The 22,397-nt window shown below is 52.0% G+C and carries 11 protein-coding genes; 10 read left to right on the forward strand and 1 reads right to left on the reverse strand.

All coding sequences use genetic code 11. From position 1 onward, the window contains the following. Positions 1 to 100: 100 nt before the first annotated feature. Genes DW039_RS05050 through DW039_RS05060 form a run of 3 tightly spaced genes read left to right on the forward strand, consistent with a single transcriptional unit; the run spans position 101 to position 5,751 of the window. Positions 101 to 3,193, forward strand: a complete 3,093-nt coding sequence (locus DW039_RS05050) for a TonB-dependent receptor (protein WP_120381763.1) — start codon at positions 101 to 103, stop codon at positions 3,191 to 3,193. 18 nt (positions 3,194 to 3,211) lie between these two features. After that, on the forward strand, positions 3,212 to 4,873 hold the full coding sequence (locus DW039_RS05055; protein ID WP_005833721.1) for a RagB/SusD family nutrient uptake outer membrane protein: 1,662 nt from the start codon (positions 3,212 to 3,214) through the stop codon (positions 4,871 to 4,873). A gap of 50 nt (positions 4,874 to 4,923) precedes the next feature. Beyond that, positions 4,924 to 5,751: an MBL fold metallo-hydrolase gene (locus DW039_RS05060; RefSeq protein WP_005833720.1), complete on the forward strand. Its 828-nt coding sequence runs from the start codon at positions 4,924 to 4,926 to the stop codon at positions 5,749 to 5,751. Positions 5,752 to 5,908: 157 nt separating this feature from the next. On the opposite strand, the gene DW039_RS05065 is transcribed toward DW039_RS05060, so the two are convergent. Then, on the reverse strand, positions 5,909 to 9,991 hold the full coding sequence (locus DW039_RS05065) for a two-component regulator propeller domain-containing protein (RefSeq protein ID WP_044467446.1): 4,083 nt from the start codon (positions 9,989 to 9,991) through the stop codon (positions 5,909 to 5,911). A 273-nt stretch (positions 9,992 to 10,264) separates the two neighbouring features. Between DW039_RS05065 and DW039_RS05070 the strand changes: the two genes are divergently transcribed. From DW039_RS05070 to DW039_RS05100, 7 genes are all read left to right on the forward strand, one after another. Continuing rightward, entirely contained in the window at positions 10,265 to 11,926 is a 1,662-nt protein-coding gene (locus tag DW039_RS05070) for a carboxylesterase/lipase family protein (protein WP_181979444.1), read from the forward strand. 101 nt (positions 11,927 to 12,027) lie between these two features. After that, a complete protein-coding gene (locus tag DW039_RS05075; RefSeq protein WP_052573186.1) occupies positions 12,028 to 12,882 on the forward strand; it encodes a DUF4469 domain-containing protein in 855 nt (284 codons plus the stop codon). A 147-nt stretch (positions 12,883 to 13,029) separates the two neighbouring features. Further along, positions 13,030 to 16,110, forward strand: a complete 3,081-nt coding sequence (locus DW039_RS05080; protein ID WP_117703786.1) for a TonB-dependent receptor — start codon at positions 13,030 to 13,032, stop codon at positions 16,108 to 16,110. A 24-nt stretch (positions 16,111 to 16,134) separates the two neighbouring features. Next, complete coding sequence (locus DW039_RS05085) at positions 16,135 to 17,781, forward strand: RagB/SusD family nutrient uptake outer membrane protein (protein ID WP_044468430.1); 1,647 nt, start codon at positions 16,135 to 16,137, stop codon at positions 17,779 to 17,781. Positions 17,782 to 17,793: 12 nt separating this feature from the next. Continuing rightward, a complete protein-coding gene (locus DW039_RS05090; RefSeq protein WP_119957687.1) occupies positions 17,794 to 20,160 on the forward strand; it encodes a glycoside hydrolase family 3 C-terminal domain-containing protein in 2,367 nt (788 codons plus the stop codon). 95 nt (positions 20,161 to 20,255) lie between these two features. Continuing rightward, the gene (locus tag DW039_RS05095) at positions 20,256 to 21,140 is read left to right on the forward strand and encodes an esterase family protein (protein WP_044468431.1); all 885 of its coding nucleotides are present in this window, start codon (positions 20,256 to 20,258) and stop codon (positions 21,138 to 21,140) included. Between the two features lie 50 nt (positions 21,141 to 21,190). Then, positions 21,191 to 22,393 carry an esterase gene (locus DW039_RS05100; RefSeq protein ID WP_120381772.1) on the forward strand — a complete coding sequence of 401 codons (1,203 nt, stop codon included), beginning with the start codon at positions 21,191 to 21,193 and terminating at the stop codon, positions 22,391 to 22,393. Positions 22,394 to 22,397 lie beyond the last annotated feature (4 nt).

Genomic DNA, 22,397 nt, shown 5'->3' on the forward strand with positions numbered 1-22,397 from the left:
CTCAATATCCTCTTATCTCCTCTTTTGATAAAATTGTATCGGAAATCCTACAATAAGTGAATGTAGCTTTTTTATTAACAAATCTAATTATTTAAGCATTATGGAAAACAACTTTAAAAGAAAGCTGATGGCATTCTGGCTGTTCCTTTGGGTGGGAATACCTTTTATGCTGGCGCAAAGTCCGATGATGATATCGGGACGGATTACAGATGATTTGGGAGAACCGATGATTGGTGTGAGTGTACTTGAAAAGGGCACCTCTAATGGAGTGATTACGAATATGGAGGGAAATTATTCCTTAAAGGTAAAGCAAGGTGCCGTCATTGTCTATTCGTACATCGGATATGTGACACAAGAACTGAAAGCCGTATCAGAGAGAATGAATATAACGATGGAAGAAGACACCCGGACGCTGGATGAAGTGGTAGTGGTGGGCTATGGTGTACAGAAGAAGAGCGACCTGACAGGCGCCATTTCTTCCGTGAAGGCAGAAGACATCCAGAACCGCTCTATTACCCGGGTGGAAGAAGCCCTGCAGGGCAAGACAGCCGGTGTACAACTGATATCCACAACTTCGCAACCGGGTGCTTCGCCTACCATTCGTGTCCGTGGTTTTTCATCGAATGGTACTTCCGATCCCCTCTATGTGGTAGACGGATTGATAGTATCCGACTTGAGTGCTGTGGATCCTAATAATATAAAAAGCATGGAAGTCCTGAAAGATGCCGCATCCGCTGCCATTTATGGTGCGCAGGCCGGTAATGGCGTAGTGCTTATTACCACAAAGAGCGGAAGCAAAGGAACCAGCAGCATTTCCTACGACTTTCAATATTCCATCAGTAGCCTGGCGCAACGTCCCAAGCTGATTAATTCACAAGAAGCTTTATTGCAAAAGAAGGAGCAAGACCCTACTTTTACAGATGATAATATCCAGGAGCTTATTACCAGCGGCACATGGGACGGTGTATCGACTACCGATTGGTATGATGTGGCTTTTAATGCTTCGCCATCCTCCCATCATACGGTCAACTTTCAGGGAGCGAATGACAAGGGCTCTTTCTTCCTGTCATTAAACAATCTGTATGACAATGGTATTCTTCGTGAAAACAAGGATACCTACAAGCGGCTTTCCGTCATGCTGAATGCCGACTATAACATTAAACCTTGGTTGAAGGTAGGTGTTACTGCCAATTATGCAAAATATACGCAGAAATCCATCAATGACGGTAGTGCGGGCAATTCATATTCCAGTATGATTGCTACCGTGATGACCATGGCTCCTTATTATGCGGACACTTATGCAGCCGATGCGCTTCCTAAACAAATGGAGGCATTGATTGCCAACGGCTTTACTTTGCTGCGCAATGACAAGGGCGATTATTACAGCTGTCTGGGTTCTATGGAACAGATACATCCTATGGTAGCCATCCGCATGAGCGACAAGAAAAACTTCGGCAACAGTCTGATGGGAACGCTCTATGCCAACCTGACTCCTTTCAAAGGATTTGTGTTTACTACCCGGCTGGGTTACAGGGAACTGAACGCAAACACTTATCAGTATAACAATCTCTATTACGGTTCGGCTTCCGCCAATAATAAGGATAAGAACGGGGCCAGCCGCTCCAACTCCTCTACTACCTATTATCAGTGGGAGAACTTTGTGAATTATAGTACGGATTTGTGGGACAAGCATCATGTGTCTGCCATGCTGGGTATGTCCTACAGCGAGAATAACTTCACTTATGTTTCTGCCGGTGTAGACAAGACTGCCAAGCACGATCCTTTGTATGCCGACGTTTCGTATCCTGCCGGAGATGCCGTGAAGAGTACCGCCGGTTATAATCTGATTAATCGTAAGCTGTCCTATTTCGGCCGTTTGGCTTACGATTACCAGAACCGCTATATGCTGCAAGCGGCCATGCGTGCCGATGCAGCCGATACTTCCGTGCTTCCGGGTACCAATCGCTGGGGCTATTTCCCGTCGGTATCAGCCGGTTGGGTCATTTCCAACGAGCGCTTTTTCACGGAAAAGAACAATACCCCTCTCACATTCCTGAAGTTGCGTGCAAGCTGGGGGCAGAATGGCAGCACAAGCAATCTGAGCGGTTACAAGTATTCCAATTCCCTGGTGACTTCGGCTGCCGGGTACTCTTTCAGCAATACGGCGATGAAATATGTCACTTCTGCCAAACCTTCGCAGCTCTATAATCCTGACTTGAAGTGGGAAACCTCCGAACAGCTGGATTTGGGTATGGATTTGCGCGCTTTCAACGACCGCTTCTCGTTTGGTATGGACTGGTATCAGAAGAAGACAAAAGACTTGATTGTTTCCAACATTGTCATTCCTTATGAGGCGGGAAACTCATCGGCTCCGATGAATGCCGGTAATGTGACGAATAAGGGTTTTGAGTTTGAGGCCGGATGGAAAGACAAAGCCGGTGATTTCAACTATTCTGTGACCGCCAATCTGGCCACTTTGAAGAACGAGGTCACTTATCTGGATCCGCATGTCAGCGGCGGACGCATAGAAGGCGCCACTACAATGGCTTCGAACGGTTCGTTCTCCGCATTCGAGGTAGGCTATCCGGTGTGGTATTTCAGAGGCTATCAGGTCGATCATCTGGATGACAAGGGCAATCCCGTATTCAGGGATAATACGGGTGACGGTACCATTGATGCCAGTGACAAGGCGATGATTGGTAAACCGATGCCGGACTTCACATATGGAATCACGTTGACCGCCAACTACAAGAATTTTGATTTTCTGATTTTCGGCAACGGCTCCGTGGGCAATGACGTATTCATGTCCTACAGTTATAACTCCATATCCTATACGCTGAAGGAGATGTACGACCAGCGCTGGACGGCGGACGGGACTACCAGCCGTAAGTTTGCACGGCCGCAGAATACGAATGCAGACAAGTATGGCTTGTCCGATGCTTATATTTTTGACGGCTCTTATTTCCGCATCAAGCAGATACAGCTGGGATATACGTTGCCCCGGACGGTTACGAAGAAGTTCCTGGTCGACAAGCTGAGAGTATATGCCTCGTTGGATAATTTCTTCTTGTTCACCAAGTATCCGGGACTCGACCCGGAGGTTTCCTCCACGGCTACCAGCGGTATGGGCGTGGATTACGGAAATTATCCCACAACGAAGAAGGTGGTGTTCGGTTTATCAGTTACATTTTAAATAATAAATAGAAGAAATATGAAAAGAAAATATATCTTGTCCGGACTGTTGGCGTGTGCACTTACATTTTCCGCATGCGATGTCGATTTGCTGGATATTCCCCAGAAAGGTGTAGAGAATGAAGAGAATTATTATCAGACGGATGAACAGTGTGAGTCTGCCATCGCTGCTGTCTATGCGTCCTGGCGGAATGCTTATTCCGGGCGTGGTGAGAAAGCCTCGCAGTATGCCAACGGTTTCTTCCTGAAAAATTTCTTGGCAGACGATTTCAATTCGGGTGGTGCCCGCTCCGACCAGGTGTATGCGCAGGAGATATACGAAAGTGCGATAGTGGCCACGAACGGTTGGGTGGAAAACTATTATAAGAGGTTGTATGCCACGATTTATCTGGCCAATCTGGTGATTGAGCGGTTCGATGCCGCTGAAAGTGAAGTGAAGGCAAGAAACATTGCCGAGGCCAAATTCTTCAGAGCCATCTGCTATTTCGAGTTGACCACTTTGTGGGGGACTCCTCCTTTGGTAGATAGGGTATTGAAGAATTCGGAAGAGTATAAGGTGCCCAACTCCACTGCCGAACAGTTGTGGAAATTCATGGAGACAGACCTTACGGAAGCTATAACTTCCGGGAAACTCACTTCGAAAACGAGTTTGGAAGACAGGGACGGGGGAACCCGCGCCACGTTGGAGGCTGCCCGCTGCTTGTTGGGAAAGATTTATCTGTATCAGGAGAAATATGCCGATGCCAAAAGTGAGTTGGAGAAGGTCATTTCTTCCGGCAAATATGATTTGATAGCCGATGTCAGCACATTCTATCATCCGGCCTCTGCAGGCTGCAAGGAGTATGTGCTGGAGTGTGTGCGCCATTACGACCCTTCCAACATGTATTCTCAGGAGGGCTGGTTCGGCATCTTGGCCAATTGGGGATTCGGCTATGGCTTTATAGCCGGTCCGGAAGCGTCCATGCACTATAAGTTCAACACTACCAGCGGTTACAGCTACTTCAATCCGTCGAAGTCTTTGTACGATGCCTTTGTGGCTGAGGAGGGTGCCGACGGGTATCGCTTGAATGCCTGGATCAGGACCTGGGAGCAGGTGATTGCCATGAACATTGCGGTGAACACGACTACCAACAAATATGCCAGCGAAGGCTATTTCCGTCTGAAATGGCTGGCAAGCACCGATGACGAATTTGTAGGGTATTGGTGTGGAAACCAGAGCAATACTCCGGTCATCAGATATGCGGATGTGTTGCTGATGGCTGCCGAGGCTTGCCTCCAGGCGGGAGACCAAGCCGGTGCCGACGAATATCTGGGCAGAGTGCGCGACAGGGCCCGTCTTCCCAGAAAGAGTCATGTGACGCTTTCCGATATAAAGCTGGAGCGCCGCTTGGAACTTGCTATGGAAGGCATGCGCTTCCAGGACCTGAAGCGTTGGGGGGATGCTCCGGCGGTATTGGCGGATAAAGGGAAAAAGTTACCGACTTTCCAGATTGTACCTGACCCGAATAATGACCTCACTACGGCGGCAGGCATCTACAACGCCCGTTATACGACCAAAACCACCTATGTCGATAATGAAAAGTCGTTGGCGGGTTGGACTCCCAATCGCGACGAGTGGCTGCCGTTTCCTGAAAATGAATTGGAGGTGAACAGCAACCTGAAACAGAATCCCGGTTATTGATTTATCTTGAGAAATTCACAATTCGGTTTAACTATATAAAGAAGAAAAACATGAAAAGAAACTTAGTGATATTTGCCCTGCTGTTTGTTTGTATGGCTATAGGGGCGCAAACGGTATTCAAGAATGAAGAGGTAGAGGTTTCCTTGTTGAAAGAGAAGACTTGGGTATTTTCCACTTGGGACTATACTACCATGTATCTGATAGAGGGCGAAGACAAGGCCGTGCTGATTGATACCGGCACGCGTTGTGCGGATTTGGATAAGATTGTGGGACAGATAACCGGGAAACCGCTGGAAGTAATCGTCACCCACATGCACCCCGACCATGCCGGCTGCATCAAGTATTTCGATAAAGTATGGATGCATCGGGCCGATACGGTGCTGGTGCCCCAGCATGCGGCGGATTATCAAGGAGAATTCCTCTATATGGAAGAAGGACAAGTGTTCGACTTGGGTGGACGCAAGCTGGAAGTGGCATGGATGCCCGGGCATACGCCCGGCTCGGTGGTACTCCTGGACAAGGCAAACGGAGACTGTTATTCGGGTGATGCGTTCGGCTCGGGTGAAGTATGGCTGCAGTGTGTGCCGATGTCTCCCATCGCCACTTTCCATGAGTCGTGTTGCCGTATGGAAAAGCTCATGAAGGAAGGGCACATCAAGGATATCTGGTGCGGACATTATCCTTATCTGAAATCTTCTTTGCCGCTGGCCTATATTCAGACGATGATACGTATTTCCCACAGGCTGATGAATGGAGACCAGGAAGGTTCGGAACCTTATTCCAACTATTTCATCAAGATGCCTCCCACTGCGAGGAAGTTGGCCGAAGGCCGGGCGATGATTGTATATGATTCGACTAATATTCCGGAAGCCCGGTAACACACATGGCTATTCCTCTCTCACTTTAAGGCGTAGTCCTTGTATGCACGAGATGTGCATCTCGTGCATACAAGGGCCGGCTGTTAAAAGCATGAGGGTTATACCTTCACTCCTGAAAGGCATAACCCTCATACAACAAGCCAAGTAGCCCGTCCTTCTATTTGCCGTATTCGCTCGGACTCACTCCGAACTGCTTCTTGAAGCTCTTCGAGAAGTGGGACAGCGTGCTGAATCCCGTCATGTCCGCAATTTCCGAGACGGTATGTTTCCCTTCCGTTATCAGTTCGGCGGCACGGTTCAGCTTGTATGTCTTGAAGAAGGTGCTGGGGCTTTCGCCGGTCAGTCCTTTTACTTTATAGTAGAACTTGGTGCGTGATATTCTCAGCAGCTCGGTCATGCGGGCAATATCCAGTTCGGGGTTGGAGAGCTCGCTCTCCATCAGGTGGTAGAGTTCGGTCATGAAGACGTTGTCTTGCGGGGAGAGGATGTTCTCTTCTATCTTGTCCGTCTGCGTGGCCTTTCCCAGCATGTTGCGCGCTTTCTCGCGGTTCTTGAGCAGCGACTTGACGAGCGCCAGCAGGTAGGCAGGGTCGAAAGGCTTGGTCACGTAGGCGTCGGCTCCCGTGTCCAGTCCTTCCACCTGGTTTTCCACGGTGGCTTTGGCCGTAACCAGAATCACGGGCAGGTGGCAGAGTTGCAAGTCCTCCTTTATCTCCCGGCAGAGCTGGTAACCGTCCTTGCCGGGCATCACCACGTCACTCAGAACCAGGTCGGGTGACTCCTCATGCAGCGCCTTCAGCGCATCGTCGGCATTGAAGCGGCAGATTACCTTGTAGTGGGCGGAGAGGAGGGTGCGCAGGTAGTGTGCCACTTCGGTGTCGTCGTCCACCACCAGCAGGGTGGGTTGCTTCTCGCCGGTGCCGGTCTTGTTCTCGGCAGGCTGCGAGGCGGCGGCCAGCGGGAAGGCTTCCGACTGGTTGCTCTGTTCCGTTGCCCGTTCGTCTTCGGCATACGCGGCGTCGTTCACGGGCAGGACGAAGGTGAACACGGCGCCGCTTCCCTCTTCGGACTGGCTGGCTTTCAGTTGCCCGTGGTGCAGTACGGCCAGGCTGCGGGCGTAGTACAGGCCGATGCCCGTTCCCCAGTTGTAGGTACCTTCGGCTTGGTTGCCTATCTGGTAATAGCGTTCGAATATCTTCTCTATCTTGTCTTCGGGGATGCTCTGTCCCGTGTTGGCCACGGACACTTTGACGTACTGCGTGATGCGCCCGTCGGCGGACAGGCCGAAGAGCCGCGCGGCTTTCTCACGGTCTATTACGTCGAAGCCGACACTGATTTTACCGCCTTGGGGCGTGAACTTCAGGGCATTGGACATTAGGTTGTTGAATATCTTTTCCACCTTGTCCTCGTCCAGCCACATCAGGAAGGTGTCTTCCAGTCCGTAGGTGTTCAGGTCGATGCCCTTGTCGTCGGCGTTCACCCGGAAGATGCCCACCTGGCGTTGCAGGCAGGCGATGAGGTCGGCGCGCTTCACTTGCAGGCGCAGGGTGTCGTTCTCCAGCTTGTTGAAGTCCATCATCTGGTTGACGAGCCTCAGCATGCGGTTCACGCTGCGTTGCACGATGTGCAGCAGGTTCTTGTCCGCACCCTCTATCCGCGGATTGGCGCAGAGCTGGTTCACGGGACCGGAAATCATGGTGAGCGGTGTGCGGAACTCGTGCGAGACGTTGGCGAAGAAGCTCATGTTCATCCGGTTCACCCGTTGCTCCTGCTCTTTCTCCAGGCGGGCGCGGCGGGCGGCCTCCTTTTCGGCGCGGACGCGGAGCAGGGCACGCAGGAAGAGAAGGGCGAGGGCGGTTGCCAACAAGAAGTAGATGCAGTAGGCCCACCACGTGCGCCAGGGGGCCGGATATACGCGGATGCGGATGGAGTTCTCGGCCTCCACGATGCTCCGGTCGTTGTTGGTGATTTTCACGTGGAACACATACTCTCCGGCAGGCAGGTTGGCGTAGTAGGCCTCGTGGTTGTTGCGGGCGTCTACCCAGTAGTTGTCGAAACCCTCCAGGTGGTATTGGTAGTGCACTCGTCCGTACTCGCTGTAGTTCAGGGCAGAGAAGGAGATGCTGAAACTGTTCTGGTCGTGCTCCAGGTGTATGTCGGGGCAGTAGGAGAGGTGCTTGCCGATGGTTCCTCCGTGCAATTGCGGACGTATCAGCTTGTTGTGTATCTTCAGGTCGCTGAACAGCAGCGGGATGTTGCGCTTGATGGGCACGTCGATGGGGTTGAAGAGCGTGAGCCCGTGCGTGCCGCCGAATGCCAGCGTCCCGTCGGGCAGACGGCACGAGGCGCGGTCGTAGAACTGGTTTCCGCCTATGCCGTCGGCGGCATAATAGTTGGTGAAGCGTCCGGCTGTCCGGTCATATTTGCTCAGTCCGTATTGGGTGCTTATCCAGAGGTTGCCTTGCAGGTCTTCCTCGATGCCCGATATGTCGAGGCAGGAGGTGCCGGGCATGGGTGTCATCCGTCCCGTTTCGGGATGGTAGCACATCAGCCCGTTGCCTACGGTACCTATCCAGAGAATGCCGTACGTGTCTTTGTACAAGGCCGTGGGGACGAATACGGAGCGGCGTATGCAGGCTTTCAGGTCCTCTTCCGCGATGTCCGCTGTGCCCGTCTCCAGGTTTTCGATGTCGATATGCTTGATGGGTTGGTAGAAGCCCGTCACCATCAGCCGGCGGTTATCCATCATCGCCAGGCCGGGCACGAAGGTGAACCCCTCGAAGAGCTTCATCGCCTCGAATTCCTTCTTGCCGGGGCGCAGGGCATAGACGTTGACCGTGGCGGTGCCTATCCAGATGGTTCCGTCGGGCGACTGGGCGATGGACATGGGCAGGAAAATCCGGTGCCGTTCCTCTATCTTCAGCTGCCCGTCGGGCGTGTAGCGGGCTTTCAGCACTTCGCTGTCGGTGCTTGTCATCCAGAGGTTGTTGTCGCTGTCCACCATCAGCTGGTTCACGTAGATGGCTTTCTGTTTCTCTTGCCCCCAGAACGTTTCGGGGTCGATGTGCCTGATTTCGCTGCTCTTCGTGTCATACACGTAGATGCCGTCCATCAGGGTGGAAATCCACAGCTTGTGGTCCTTGCCGGCGCTTAGCGACACCACGGACTTGTTGTTCAGCTCGGAGCGCAGGTAGTTGTCGTTGTTGAACCGCTCCTTGTAGTGGTAGCACACGGTGTACCCCTGGTCCACGGAGCCTATCCAAAGGTTCTGCTGCGAGTCGGTGAACATCCGGCTGATTCGGAAGCGGGGCATCTCGAAGGGGAATCCGTTCTCGCCCTGGCGGGTCACGCTGCCGGTGCCCGGGTTGTAGTAGAACATGCCGTGTCTGGCGGTGTTCAGCAGCAGGCCGTTGTTGCCGTAGGGGTGTATGTAGTCGATGTCGGCGTTGCACAGCGTGGTGTTTCGGGCGATGGGCTGCGGCAACGGCTTGAAGCTGCGCGTGCGGGTGTCGAAGATGCTGAGGGTGTGGTTGCCGGTTATCCACAGCTCGTTGTTGTGCAGGTACGAGTAGTAGGGATAGCCGCTGAGGGCGACAGACTCTTTCAGCTGCAGGGTAGATAGGTCGTAGCAGCGGAGCCCGGTGGAGGTCATTACCCAGAGGTTGTTGTCGGGGGCGATGTGGCACTGTGCGTAGAAGGTATTTCCGGTGCAGATTTCGGGCAGCACGCAGGTAATCTTTTCCTCCCGGGGGTGGTAGGCGTAGAGCTGGAAGCCGGTGCTGAGGAAGATGCGCCCGTTGCGGTCTTCCAGAATCTGCCTCACGTTCTTGTTGTCGGCCTCGATGGGGATGATGCGGAAGTTGTCCTTGTCGGTGTATAGGCACACGCCGTTCACGGTGCCCACCCAGAAGCGGTTCTTCGAGTCGCGCAGCAGGTGGGTAATCTGGTTGTCGGGCAGTCCCAGCGAGTCGTCGGTGCAGAAGTACTGGTGGTAGTCGTGCACGTTGTTCTTGTTCAGCCCGCGGAACGTGCCTATCCATATATGGCCTTGCGTGTCTTCGGCTATGGCGGTGACTTTCTGGTTGGAGAGGTCGTTGGCTATGACGGGGCTTTCGATTTCGGCATCCCGGTTTTCGGGTAAAGGCTCTTTGGCATCGCATGCCGACAGGCAGACGGCATACAGAATTCCGGCCAGCAGGCGGAACAGGGTGCGGAGGATTTTCCGGTTAGACAAGGTCATATTAAAAGGTTTTGAATGATGTGCGAAAATAAGGATAAAAAATTGAATATAAGTTGCTTTGCAGCATGTTTTGAACAAAAAGGCAAACATTTGAACCTATGGGCAAGCGCTTTTAAACCTCTGGGCAAATCCTTTTTACATGCCGGCCAGCCTCTCCGGCGCAATCGGCGTAATATTGCAACCGGAAAAAGTGAACAAGTGAACAACTTGTCAACTCGTTCGCTGAAAGCAAGTCAAAGACAAATTATCAACTTAAAAAAACGAGATATAACCATGAAAAGACAACCTTTATCCATGCTTGCGTTGGCCTCCCTGCTGATTCTATCCTCTTGCGGACAGACAGCGGGCGTGAAGACCGCCGGCGCGCAACAAGCCACGGGCGAAATCATCGCCTCTTCCGAGACCGCCGTCGCCCAGACCGAATCGGGCAAAGTGGGAGGATTCCTGCAAGACGGTATCTATATATATAAAGGTATTCCCTACGCCAAGGCAGAGCGCTTCATGCCGCCCCAGCCTGCCGACAAATGGGAAGGCGTGCGCAGCAGCCGCATGTTCGGTCCCACCTGCCCCCAGGCGGTGCGTATGGGCTGGGGTGCCGACGAGCACGCTTTCGCCTTCCACTGGGACGACGGCTATCCCGGCGAAGACTGCCTGCGGGTCAACATCTGGACTCCGGGCCTGAACGACGGCAAGAAGCGTCCCGTCATGGTGTGGCTTCACGGCGGCGGCTATGCGGCAGGCAGCGGACAGGAACTTCCCTCCTACGACGGTTTCAACCTTGCCAAGAAAGGTGATGCGGTGGTAGTCACGCTCAACCACCGTCTCAACGTCCTCGGCTTCCTCGACCTTTCCGCCTACGGCGACAAATACGCCAAATCCGGCAATGCCGGCCTGCTCGACCTCGTGGCAGCACTTCAATGGGTAAACAAGAATATAGCCGCGTTTGGCGGCGACGCACAGAACGTAACGATTTTCGGACAGTCGGGCGGCGGCGGAAAGGTTTCCACATTGCTTGCCACTCCATCTGCAAAAGGGCTCTACCACAAGGCCATCGTTCAGAGCGGCTCCATGCTTCGCACGATGGATGCCAAGTATTCACGTCGCATCGGCGCTGCCGTGATGGACGAGTTGGGATTGAAAGCCTCGCAGATAGACGAGCTGCAGAAGATGCCTTACGAACGGCTGCTTGCTGCCGGTGAGAAAGCCGTTGCCAAGGTGAAGGCCGAGGTTGAGAAAGAGAATGGCATCTCTACCTTCATCTTCGGATGGGCGCCCACTGTGGATGGCGACGTGCTGCCCGCACAACCTTTCGACCCGCAGGCGCCTGCACAGAGCAAGGACGTGCCCGTGATGATAGGAACCACCTTGCACGAGTTCACCATGAGCACCTACGTGCCCGCTTTCCGCACCATCACCAAAGAAAAAGCCGTGGAATTCCTGAAACAACGCTACGGTGACCGCACGGACGACTTCCTCGCCGCCTTCGAGAAGGCTTACCCCGGCTACCGGCCCAAGGATTTGGTGGATGTGGATTTCGTATTCCGTCCCGGTGCGGTGGAGCAAGCCAGACTGAAAGCTGCACAGCAGGGTGCTCCGGTCTATATGTACATGTTCGCCTGGGAATCTCCGGTGCTCGATGGCATGTTCCGCAGCACGCACTGCATGGAGATACCTTTCGCCTTCAACAATGCCGTACTTCATGCTTCCATGACGGGCGGTGGCGCCGAAGCGCAGGCCCTGGCCGAGAAGATGAGCGGTGCCTGGCTGAACTTCGCCCGCACGGGCAATCCCAATGCAGAGGGCCTGCCCCAGTGGGATGCCTATACCGAAGAAGGAGGAGCCACGATGTTCTTCAACAACCGTTGCGAGGTGAAGCACCACCACGACAAGGAACTGCTGGAGGTGGTACGGGCGTTCCCTACACGGGGATTCTGAGGCTTTCCGATGCAGAACCGAATTGTTGGCTTTAAATAATAGAGCCGGTCCGGTGAACGGTTTCCCCATTCATCGGACCGACATTAAAACAACTCAATATTATGGCAAAAACATTTACCAAACTGGTCAGCCTCGTGGCATACGACGCCACGCTGACCGAGCGCACAGACGATTTCTATCTTCGTGCCAAAACCATGCCCGACACCGTGAGCCTGCGCGACATCGCAGCCGAGGTGGCCACGCGGCTGAACCGTAACGAAGACGAAATCTTCGCTGTCCTCAACGATGCCGAACGTGTCAAGGCCGATGCCGTGGCAAGTTCCTACATCGTTTCCACTCCCACAGCCCTGATGCGCCCCTGCGCCGGTGGCACGGTACTGAAAAGCGACCTTTCGCAGGCCATCGACCGCAAGAAGGTAAAGGTGTATGCCACGCTCAGCATGGGGCCGCTGCTCCGCACGGAGATGGAAGGCTGCCGTGTGGAACTCTTCACCCAGCCTGCCGTGGTAGGGCCGTTGCTGAACGGTGCCGTGGCGCAGACCCGTGCCGCCGATGGAACGGTTTCCACCCGTGCGCCGCAGGCAGGAAAGAACATCCGCCTGACCGGTCGCAACATCAAGCTGGCAGGTGCGGACGCTTCCGTGGGCGTAACGTTCACCTCGGTGGAAACGCCTTCGAAGAAGGTGTTCGTCCCCCTGGAAGATGTGACGGTGAACGAGCCGAAGCAGCTTATTTTCGTCCTCCCCGCAGGGGTTACCGACGGGTTGTGGCGTGTGAAGATTTGTACCCAGTATGGCAGCGGCGGTCACAATGTGGTGAAACCGCGTGTCTATGAGCTGGACGAGCCTATGGGCGTAGGCTCCGCCTATCAGGTGCCGGACAGCGGTTCCGGCAGCGGAAGCGGGGACAGCGGCTCCGGTGAGGACGGCGACCAGAACGAATATCCTTTGGGATAACCTGACGAGGGGGCACGTTGCCCCGCTGACGGGGGGCGGCGTTGCTTTGCTGACGTGGGAATGTAATACGGTTGGTGTCAACCCTATTAATAACCATCGACTTGTAACCAATAATGTAACTATAAATCTAATTTTAAACTAACTAAAATGAAACGAATCATGAATCAAGCAGCCCGAAAGAGACTTGCCGCTATGGCACTCTTTCTCTTAATCTGCCTTCCTTTCTCTCTGGCACAAGCCCAGACCGTGAAAGTGACCGGCAAGGTGACTGACAACCTGAATGAACCGATGATTGGTGTAAGTATCGTAGAGAAAGGTACTACCAACGGTTGTATTACCGATATTGACGGTAATTATACATTGAATGTGAATCAGGGAGCGACAATCATTTTCTCTTACATCGGCTACGTAACCCAAGAGAAACAAGCCGTTGCCGGTGTGATGAACATTGTCTTGAAAGAAGACAGCGAGACGCTGGACGAAGTGGTGGTAGTAGGTTACGGTGTGCAGAAGAAAAGCTCCGTGACAGGAGCCATTTCGCAGGTGAAGGCCGAAGACATGCAAAACCGTACTATCAGTGATGCTTCACAAGCCTTGCAGGGTAAGACAGCCGGTGTGCAGTTGATTACGACTTCTGCCGCTCCGGGTTCCTCACCTACGGTACGTGTGCGCGGTTATTCGTCCAATGCGGCTTCCAGTCCGCTTTATGTGGTGGATGGCGTACGCATGAGCAGCATTGCCGGTATCGACCCCAATGACATTGCCAGTATGGAAGTGCTGAAAGATGCTGCTTCCGCTGCTATCTATGGTGCTGAGGCCGGTAACGGTGTTATCCTTATATCAACAAAGAAAGGTAAAGCCGGACAAGGAAAAATTACGTATGACTTCCAGCTTTCCACGCAATCCATTGCCCGTATGCCCAAGTTGCTTAATGCAGAAGAATACGTTGATTACATGTCGGAAAGCAGTGCTTTCGACCCCAATTTCATAAAAGCCAATTGGGATGGAAAGACCAGTACGGACTGGCTGGATATTGCCTTTGAAAATTCATTGATGATGAAGCATAACTTGGCTTTTGCCGGAGGTGGCGAGCAGGGCAATTATTATTTGTCGCTGACTTATCTGGACAATGACGGTATTGTAAAAGGGAAAGACGATGTTTACCAACGTATGACGGCTACCATTAATGCCGAATACAACATAAAGCCTTGGTTGAAGGTAGGTACGACAAACCAGATTGAGAAGTATAACACCCGTGGCGTATCTACGCAGAATGCGTATGGTAGCTTCCTGCAATCCGTTCTGATGATGGATCCCTTGACTCCTGATACTTACGCACCCGATAAATTGCCTGCCCACATGCAGAACGCTTTGAATCAGGGCAGCACATTGTTGCAGGACGAGAACGGCAATTATTATGCCTCTTCTCTTTTCTATGAAGGTGAAAACTACCATCCTACTGTGATGCGTAAGAGCACCATTGGCCGTAACAGCGGATTCAATGTCAATGGTTCTATCTATGCGGATTTCACACCTATCAAAGGCTTTACCTTTACTTCTCGTTTCGGTTATCGTTTGGGAGGCACTCGCTCTGCCAACACAAGCCTGCCTTTCTATGGCAATTCGACCCAAAGACGTGACTATGTAAGTATCAATAGTCAGTCTGCTACAAGCATTTACTATCAGTGGGAAAACTTTGCCAATTATGTGAAGTCATTCAACGGTCATACCATCAATGCCATGTTGGGTATGTCGTTCCAGGAATCTTCTTACGACTATGTAAAGGGATCTCTCGATCCGGATGGTGAACATGCCGTACTTCAGAACAATCCGTTATTCTTTTATCTGAATTACGCTGCTTCCTCAGCAGTCAAAGGTCTGAATGGTGAAAAGACCCGTTCTGCCAAAATGTCTTACTTCGGTCGTGCAAGCTATGACTACATGGGTCGCTACATGGCGCAATTCTCCTTGCGTGCCGATGCAGCCGATATGTCGCAATTGCCTGTTACGAACCGTTGGGGTTACTTCCCCGCAGTCTCTTTGGGATGGACGGTTTCAGAAGAAAAGTTCTTTGAGCCTGTAAAGGAAAGTGTCAATAGCTTGAAGTTGCGTGCCAGCTGGGGACAGAACGGTAGCCTTTCCGCATTGAGCGGTTATGCCTATAGCACGGATATGGCTTCCAGCGGCATTTATCCGTTGACTGGCGGCAATGGCTTTACTACCGGAGTAAATCCTGCTTCATTGGGTAACGATGAATTGAAGTGGGAAACTTCCGAACAGATTGACTTTGGTTTGGATGCTCGCTTTTTGCGTGACCGCTTGACCTTCAGTGTGGACTATTATGAAAAGAAGACGAAAGATTTGTTGGTTTTAGATACAAAACCTTCTCTCAGTATCGGTGGAAAGACTTCTCCGATGAATGCCGGTAACGTAAGCAATAAAGGTTGGGAATTTGAACTGGGCTGGCGCGATAATATCAAGGATTTCAGCTACAGCATTCGTGCTAACCTGGCTACGTTGAAGAATGAAGTAACTTATCTTGACCCTTCGCAACCTCGTCTGAATGGAGCTTCTTTCCATACTTACCAGCTCAGTTTCTTTGAGAAGGGATATCCGGTGTACTATTTCCGTGGCTATCAGTTCAATGGTTTGGACGAGCAAGGCAATCCTACTTTCAAAGACCTTGATAACAGTGGCGGCCTCAACGAAGGTGACTTGACTTACATTGGCGATGCTATTCCTGACTTCACGTATGGTATAACCTTGACGGCAGCTTACAAGGGACTTGACCTGACAATATTCGGTACTGGTTCACAAGGTAACGATATTTTTCATTGTTACTATCGTCCCGATTATAAGACAAGTAACCGCCTGAAAGAGGTTTGGTATGATAATCATTGGTCTGCCAACAATCCAACCGGTACGAAGCCTTTGGCAAATGCCAACAATATAGACCAATACATTCAGTCGGATGCCATGGTTTATGATGCTTCTTTCTTCCGTATCAAGCAGATTCAGTTGGGTTATACTTTGCCGAAATCATTGTTGAAGAAAGTGTTTATCAATAACATGCGCCTTTATTGTTCACTCGATGATTTTATCACTTTCACTAAATATCCCGGTTTCGACCCAGAATCTTCAGCTAACGCTACTACAGGCATGGGTATTGATATGGGCGGTTATCCTGCTTCCAAGAAAGTGGTGCTTGGCTTCAATATAGAATTCTAACTTTTAAATTTAATGTATAAAACAATGAAAGCAACACATTATATATATGTACTTTTTGCAGCCTTGTTCACTTTGGTATGTGCCGGTTGTGAAGATCGCTTGAATATTGAAAAGCATGGTAGTTTGGGAGGTCCTGAAAATTACTACCAAACTGACGAGGAAGCTGAGGCTGCCGTGGCTTCTATGCTTATCTCTTGGCGTGATATGTATTCTAACTGGTTTTATGTAAAAAACTGTCTTTCTGACGATGCCTATACGGGCGGTGGCTCTCGTGGTGATAATGCTATGATGGAGCAGTTGAATGAATTTACGTTCTTTACGGATAACGGTTTGATTTCTGGTTTGTATTCCGGGCTTTATGCTGTGGTTTATAAAGCCAATCTGATTATAGAGAATGTCACAGGAGATTCATCGGTCATGAGACGTGCCGTAGCTGAGGCAAAATTCTATCGTGCATGGGCTTATTTTGAGTTGGTGACTTTGTGGGGGAATGCGCCTTTGGTGGATCACTTATTGGCTCCGTCTGAGTATCATGTAAGCAACAGCACGCCTGAAGCTTTGTGGGCTTTTGTGGAACAGAATCTTGAAGAGGCTATTTCTTCAGGGGCTTTGCCTTCCAAAGCTAATGTGGACGATGCGGATGCTACTTCACGTGTTACGCTTGAAACTGCTAAAGCTTATCTTGGCAAAGCTTATCTTTTCCAAGGTAAATATTCTGATGCTGCTACTGTTTTGGACGAAGTCATTGATTCTAAGAAATATGAGTTATATCAAGGCAGCTTTGACATGTTGGGACATGCTGTGACCAACAATTGTAGTGAATCTATGCTTGAAGTGCAACGTCGCAAAAACAGCGAACAAGCTTGGAATCAGTTCGTTCAATTCTATATCATGTTGGGCTGGCGTACAAGTCACATGTCATACGGCCCCAAGGCATTGTTTGAAGAAGGCATTGCAATGGGTACTTATGGATTTTTCAATCCTACTAAGTCATTGTATGACGCTTTTGTTGAAAGAGAAGGCGTGGACGGTTATCGTCTGAAAAGTACGATGCGTACTTACGAACAAATGAATGAAGTGGAAATGGCTATCAATCCGGGTCTTTATTTAGTTGGTAACGAAGGTTATTTCTTTTGGAAAACCCGTCTTTTGGGCTCAGACAACATTATCGACCAAAGTTGGTTCCAAAGTCTTCAATATACTAACCTGCGTGTGATGCGTTATGCCGAAGTATTACTCATGGCCGCTGAGGCTCATGTAATGGGTGGTGGCTCTGCCGACAAGGCTGTGAAGTATATTAATGAAATCCGTACTCGTGCCAAGCTTGCCCCACTTTCTTCCGTGACATTGGATGATGTGAAGAAGGAGAAACGTCTGGAACTCTGTTTGGAGAGTGTCCGATTCCAAGATTTGGTTCGTTGGGGGGATGCAAAAGCTGTGTTGGGTGAGCAAGGTAAGTTTATTCCGGCTTATGGATATTTCCCGAAAATTGATCCTTCCACAGGTGAAGTGATGAAGGATGCTCAAGGTAATCCGATATTTGAATTTAAATTGGAACCGGAAAATACCAAAAATTCTGTATATGGCTTCCAAGACAAACACATGCTGTTGCCTATTCCTTACACAGAATTGAATGTGAATCCCAATATCAAGCAAAATACAGGTTGGTAATTCTAATAAAACATGAAAAGATTCTTAACTCCCCTTTTCACCTTTTGCGTGGCGCTGGCTGTGAATGCACAGCCGGTGCCCGCCACCGGTTCGCCTGTACTGCGTGCCGACAACATCGACGAAGTGGTCAGCGCCCTGACCCTTGAGGAGAAGGTGCACCTCGTCATCGGTTGCGGCATGTCGATGGGCAGTGACTCCAAGTTCCCCGGTACCGCCGGACGTACCTATGACATTCCACGCCTGGGCATCCCATCGGCTTTCCTTGCTGACGGACCGCACCGCCTGGCGATGGCTTCCAAACGAGAGTTCGACAGCCGCACCTATCACGCCACCGAATTCCCTTCGAGCACCACAGTGGCAGCTACGTTCGACCCTGATGCCGCTTACCGTGTAGGCCGGGCTCTGGGCACCGAAGTGAAAGACTACGGTATGGACGTGCTCCTCGCTCCCGGTGTCAACCTGATGCGTAACGCCCTCTGCGGACGAAACCACGAGTACTATGCCGAAGACCCCGTGCTGGTGGGCAAGATAGCCGCCGCCTACATCAACGGCATCCAGAGCGAAGGTACCGGCACCTGCCTGAAGCACTTCGCCGTGAACAACCAGGAAACCAACCGCAACAACAACGACTCCCGACTGACGCAGCGCCCCTTGCGCGAGCTTTATCTGAAATGCTTCGAGATAGCCGTCAAGGAGGCTCAGCCCTGGAGCGTGATGACCGCCTACAACAAGGTGAACGGCAAATACACTTGCGAAGACCGCGAACTGACCGAAGATATCCTCCGCGACGAATGGGGATTCAAGGGACTGGTGATGTCCGACTGGAATGCCGGAAAAGATGCCGTGACTTCCATCGCGGCAGGCAACGACATGTTGCAGCCGGGGCAGGAACGCCAGTACAACGCCATTCTGGAAGCCGTGAAGAACGGCACGCTGGATGAGGCGCTCCTCAACCTCAGCGTGAAGCGTGTGCTGGAGTTTGTGGTGAAGAGCCACACCTTTGCCGGTTACAATTATCCCAACGAGACCGACCTCAAAGCCCACGCGCAAGTGGACCGCCGGGTAGGTGCCGAGGGCATCGTGCTGCTGGATAACAAGAATGCGCTGCCTATGGCTGCCGGCATCAGGAAGGTAGGCCTTTACGGCACTACTTCCTACGACATGGTTCCTGCCGGTATGGGATTCGGCAGTACGGGTTTCGGCTACTACACGGTGTCTATGGTAGAAGGTTTGCGCAATGCGGGCTATACGGTAGATAAGGATTTGCTGAACCGCTACAAGAAGCACATGGCCGACGAGCAGAAACGTCTCTTCCCCCACGGTCGTCCTCCTTTCTCGTTCACTCCGCTGCCTCGTGCCGAAGAGTTCCTGCCCACTGCCGAGGAACTGGCCGCACAAGTGAAAGCCAATGATATCGCCGTGCTTACGCTGGGACGTGTCAGTGGTGAAGGCTGCGACCGCCGTGTGGAAGATTTCCTCTTGAAGGAGAACGAACTGGCTCTGATAAAGCAAGTGTCTGCCGCCTATCGTGCCGCAGGCAAGAAGCTGGTGGTGGTTCTCAACATCTGCAGCCCCGTGGAGACCGCTTCATGGAAAGAGCTGGCAGATGCCTTGGTATGCGCTTTCCAGCCCGGGCAGGAAGTGGGCAACTGCATTGCCGACGTGTTGACGGGTAAGGTGAACCCCAGCGGCAAGCTGCCTATGACGTTTGCCGTGAAGTATGGCGACGCGCCGTCGGATGCCAATTTCCCTTTCGACTATGAGTTCAAGATGCCGTCGTTCGCCATGGGTACCGGCATGAACTTCAAGTCCGACAAGAAAGAGGAGAAGCCGAAAGAGCCGGAACGCAACGTCGATTTCACCCTCTACGAGGAGGGCATCTACGTGGGTTACCGTTACTTCGATACCTTTGGTAAAGAGGTGTCTTACCCCTTCGGCCACGGACTGAGCTATACCACCTTTGAATATGCGGTGGAAGAGGCTGCCATCGACGGTGACCGCTGCCGCATGAAAGTGAGCGTGAAGAACACCGGCAAGGTGGCAGGCCGTGAAGCCGTGCAGCTCTATGTCAAGGCTCCCGAGGGCGGCATGGACAAGCCCGCCAAGGAACTGAAAGCCTTCGGCAAGACCCGCCTGCTGAAACCCGGCGAGAGCCAGACCCTGACATTGGAGTGGAACGTGATGGACATGGCCTCCTTCAACGAGAAAAGCAGCTCTTGGGAGTTGGCCAAGGGTGAATATCAATGGATGGCTGCCGCCTCTTCGGCCGACGTGCGTTGCACCACGGTGCAGAAGGTGGCAAAGGCACGCAAGCAGAAAGTGCACGATGCCATGCGGGCACAAGTGCCGGTGGCTGTGCATCCCATGGTGAAGAGATGAGGTGTGCATATACATCACCTGAAAAAACTGATATATATCAATCCGTTTTAGAATGGAAAGCACTTATTTTGTAGTACATTTTTAAAATCTATGCCATGAAAAGATTGATACTTTCTCTTTTTGCCGTCTGCTCGTTGTGGATGGCAAATGCACAGAATCCTGCATGGGGACCACAAAGCAAGGTCGTGACCGACAGCATCTACAGCACGGTGCTGAAGACGCACCGCGCCTATACCATCTATCTGCCTCAGAGCTATGACAAGGAGGCAGACAGGAAGTATCCCATTCTCTACCTGCTGCACGGCATGTCGGGGGTGAATACCAGCTGGTTTACGGACCAGCGTGTGAAGGACGTGATGGACCAGTTGACGGCATCGGGCGAGGCGTGCGAGATGATTATCGTCAGCCCCAACGCCGGAGGCAATCCGGCCACGTGCTGGAACGGTTACTTCAACATGCCGGGATGGGCTTACGAGGATTTCTTCTACAAGGAGTTCATGCCCTATATCGAGAAGACCTACCGTGTGGTGGGCGACCGTCAGCATCGTGCCGTTGCGGGCCTTTCGATGGGTGGAGGCGGAACCACGAGCTACGCGCAGCGCTATCCCGACCTCTATTGTGCGGCATACGCCATGAGTGCCTTGATGAACATCCCCGTCAGTGGTGAGGCGGCGGGAAAAGACCCCGACCCCACAAACAAGATGGCTGTGCTGACCCGTTCGGTGCAGGAGCATAGTTGCATCAAGTATGTGCTGGAGGCTGATGAGGCCCGTAAAGCTGCTCTGCGCACCGTGCAGTGGTTTGTGGATTGCGGTGACGATGATTTCCTGCTCGACCGTAACATCGAGTTCTTCCAGGCGATGCGCAATGCCGGCATTCCTTGCCAGTTCCGCGTGCGCGACGGAGGGCACACCAGTGAATACTGGCATTCGGCATTGTATATGTGTTTGCCTTTTGTGAGCCGGTGCTTTGAGAAATGAGATTTGATTCCCTTCAACTTTCTCCAACTCCTTAAACAATTAAAATGATTATGAAGAAATTTACACTTTTATTTACTTTGTTGCTGATGTGTGCAATGAGCTTTGCGCAACAAGCCTTGTGGGGCGGTGCTCCGGTAGTTTCGCCGGAGATTCACGATGACAATACGGTCACTTTCCGCCTGAAGGCGCCGAAAGCCGTGAAGGTGCAGTTGACGGGTGACTTCCTGCCGCCGCACACCATCCAGACACCGAGGGGCGAGTATGACGCTCCGGGCATCGTCGATATGAAGGAGGGCAAGGACGGCGTGTGGGAATATACCACTGCCGAACCGCTGAAACCCGAACTTTATGGCTATGCTTTCTTTGTGGACGGGCTGAAAATAATGGATCCCGGCAACGTCTATATGATTCGTGATGTGGCAACTGTGACGAATGTGTTCATCATCAGCGGTGACCGTGCCGACCTCTACAAGGTGAACAAAGTGCCTCACGGAACAGTGAGACGTATGTGGTACAATAGTCCCACGCTGGGTATGGACCGCCGCCTGACGGTTTATACACCCGCCGGCTACGAGAACGGCAAGAAGCGTTATCCCGTCTTCTACCTGCTGCATGGCGCCGGAGGTGACGAAGAGGCATGGATTGCCTTGGGCCGTACTTCACAAATCCTGGATAACCTGATAGCGCAGGGCAAGGCAGAACCGATGATTGTAGTGATGACCAACGGCAATGCCTGGCAGGATGCCGCTCCCGGTGAATCGCCCAAAGGTTTCACTGTCCCTTCCATGAGTCCGAAGGAACGTGCTTCCGCTCCGGAAGGAGGCTTCGAACTTTCTTTCCCGGAAATCGTGAAATTCGTGGAGAAGAACTTCCGCACATTGCCGGACAAGAAGCACCGTGCCATTGCAGGCCTCTCGATGGGTGGCTTCCACTCTTGCAGCATCTCGAAGTACTATCCGGATATGTTCGACTATGTGGGCTTGTTCTCGGGTACTGCTTCCAGGAACGATAAGTCCACTTGTCCGGTCTATACCGACTTCGAGGGTAAACTGAAGACGCAGTTTGCCAAGAAACCGGCACTCTATTTCATCGCTTGCGGCAACCGTGACTTTGTCTTCAAGAGCGTGACGGACTTCCGCAAACTGCTCGATGACAACGGTTGCAAGTACGAGTATCTGGAAACGGGCGAGGGACATATCTGGAGGAACTGGCGCATCTATCTGACGGAGTTCGCGCCGAAGTTGTTCAAGTGACTTC

Source organism: Bacteroides sp. AF39-16AC (assembly GCF_003602735.1).
Classification (GTDB): Bacteria; Bacteroidota; Bacteroidia; order Bacteroidales; family Bacteroidaceae; genus Bacteroides; species Bacteroides uniformis.

Bases quoted from the DNA above. Each gene is read 5' to 3' on its own strand.
- DW039_RS05080 (WP_117703786.1), top strand. From the start codon at position 13,030: ATGAAACGAATCATGAATCAAGCAGCCCGAAAGAGACTTGCCGCTATG.
- DW039_RS05085 (WP_044468430.1), top strand. From the start codon at position 16,135: ATGAAAGCAACACATTATATATATGTACTTTTTGCAGCCTTGTTCACT.
- DW039_RS05060 (WP_005833720.1), top strand. From the start codon at position 4,924: ATGAAAAGAAACTTAGTGATATTTGCCCTGCTGTTTGTTTGTATGGCT.
- DW039_RS05050 (WP_120381763.1), top strand. From the start codon at position 101: ATGGAAAACAACTTTAAAAGAAAGCTGATGGCATTCTGGCTGTTCCTT.
- DW039_RS05100 (WP_120381772.1), top strand. From the start codon at position 21,191: ATGAAGAAATTTACACTTTTATTTACTTTGTTGCTGATGTGTGCAATG.
- DW039_RS05070 (WP_181979444.1), top strand. From the start codon at position 10,265: ATGAAAAGACAACCTTTATCCATGCTTGCGTTGGCCTCCCTGCTGATT.
- DW039_RS05075 (WP_052573186.1), top strand. From the start codon at position 12,028: ATGGCAAAAACATTTACCAAACTGGTCAGCCTCGTGGCATACGACGCC.
- DW039_RS05055 (WP_005833721.1), top strand. From the start codon at position 3,212: ATGAAAAGAAAATATATCTTGTCCGGACTGTTGGCGTGTGCACTTACA.
- DW039_RS05090 (WP_119957687.1), top strand. From the start codon at position 17,794: ATGAAAAGATTCTTAACTCCCCTTTTCACCTTTTGCGTGGCGCTGGCT.
- DW039_RS05095 (WP_044468431.1), top strand. From the start codon at position 20,256: ATGAAAAGATTGATACTTTCTCTTTTTGCCGTCTGCTCGTTGTGGATG.
- DW039_RS05065 (WP_044467446.1), bottom strand. From the start codon at position 9,991: ATGACCTTGTCTAACCGGAAAATCCTCCGCACCCTGTTCCGCCTGCTG.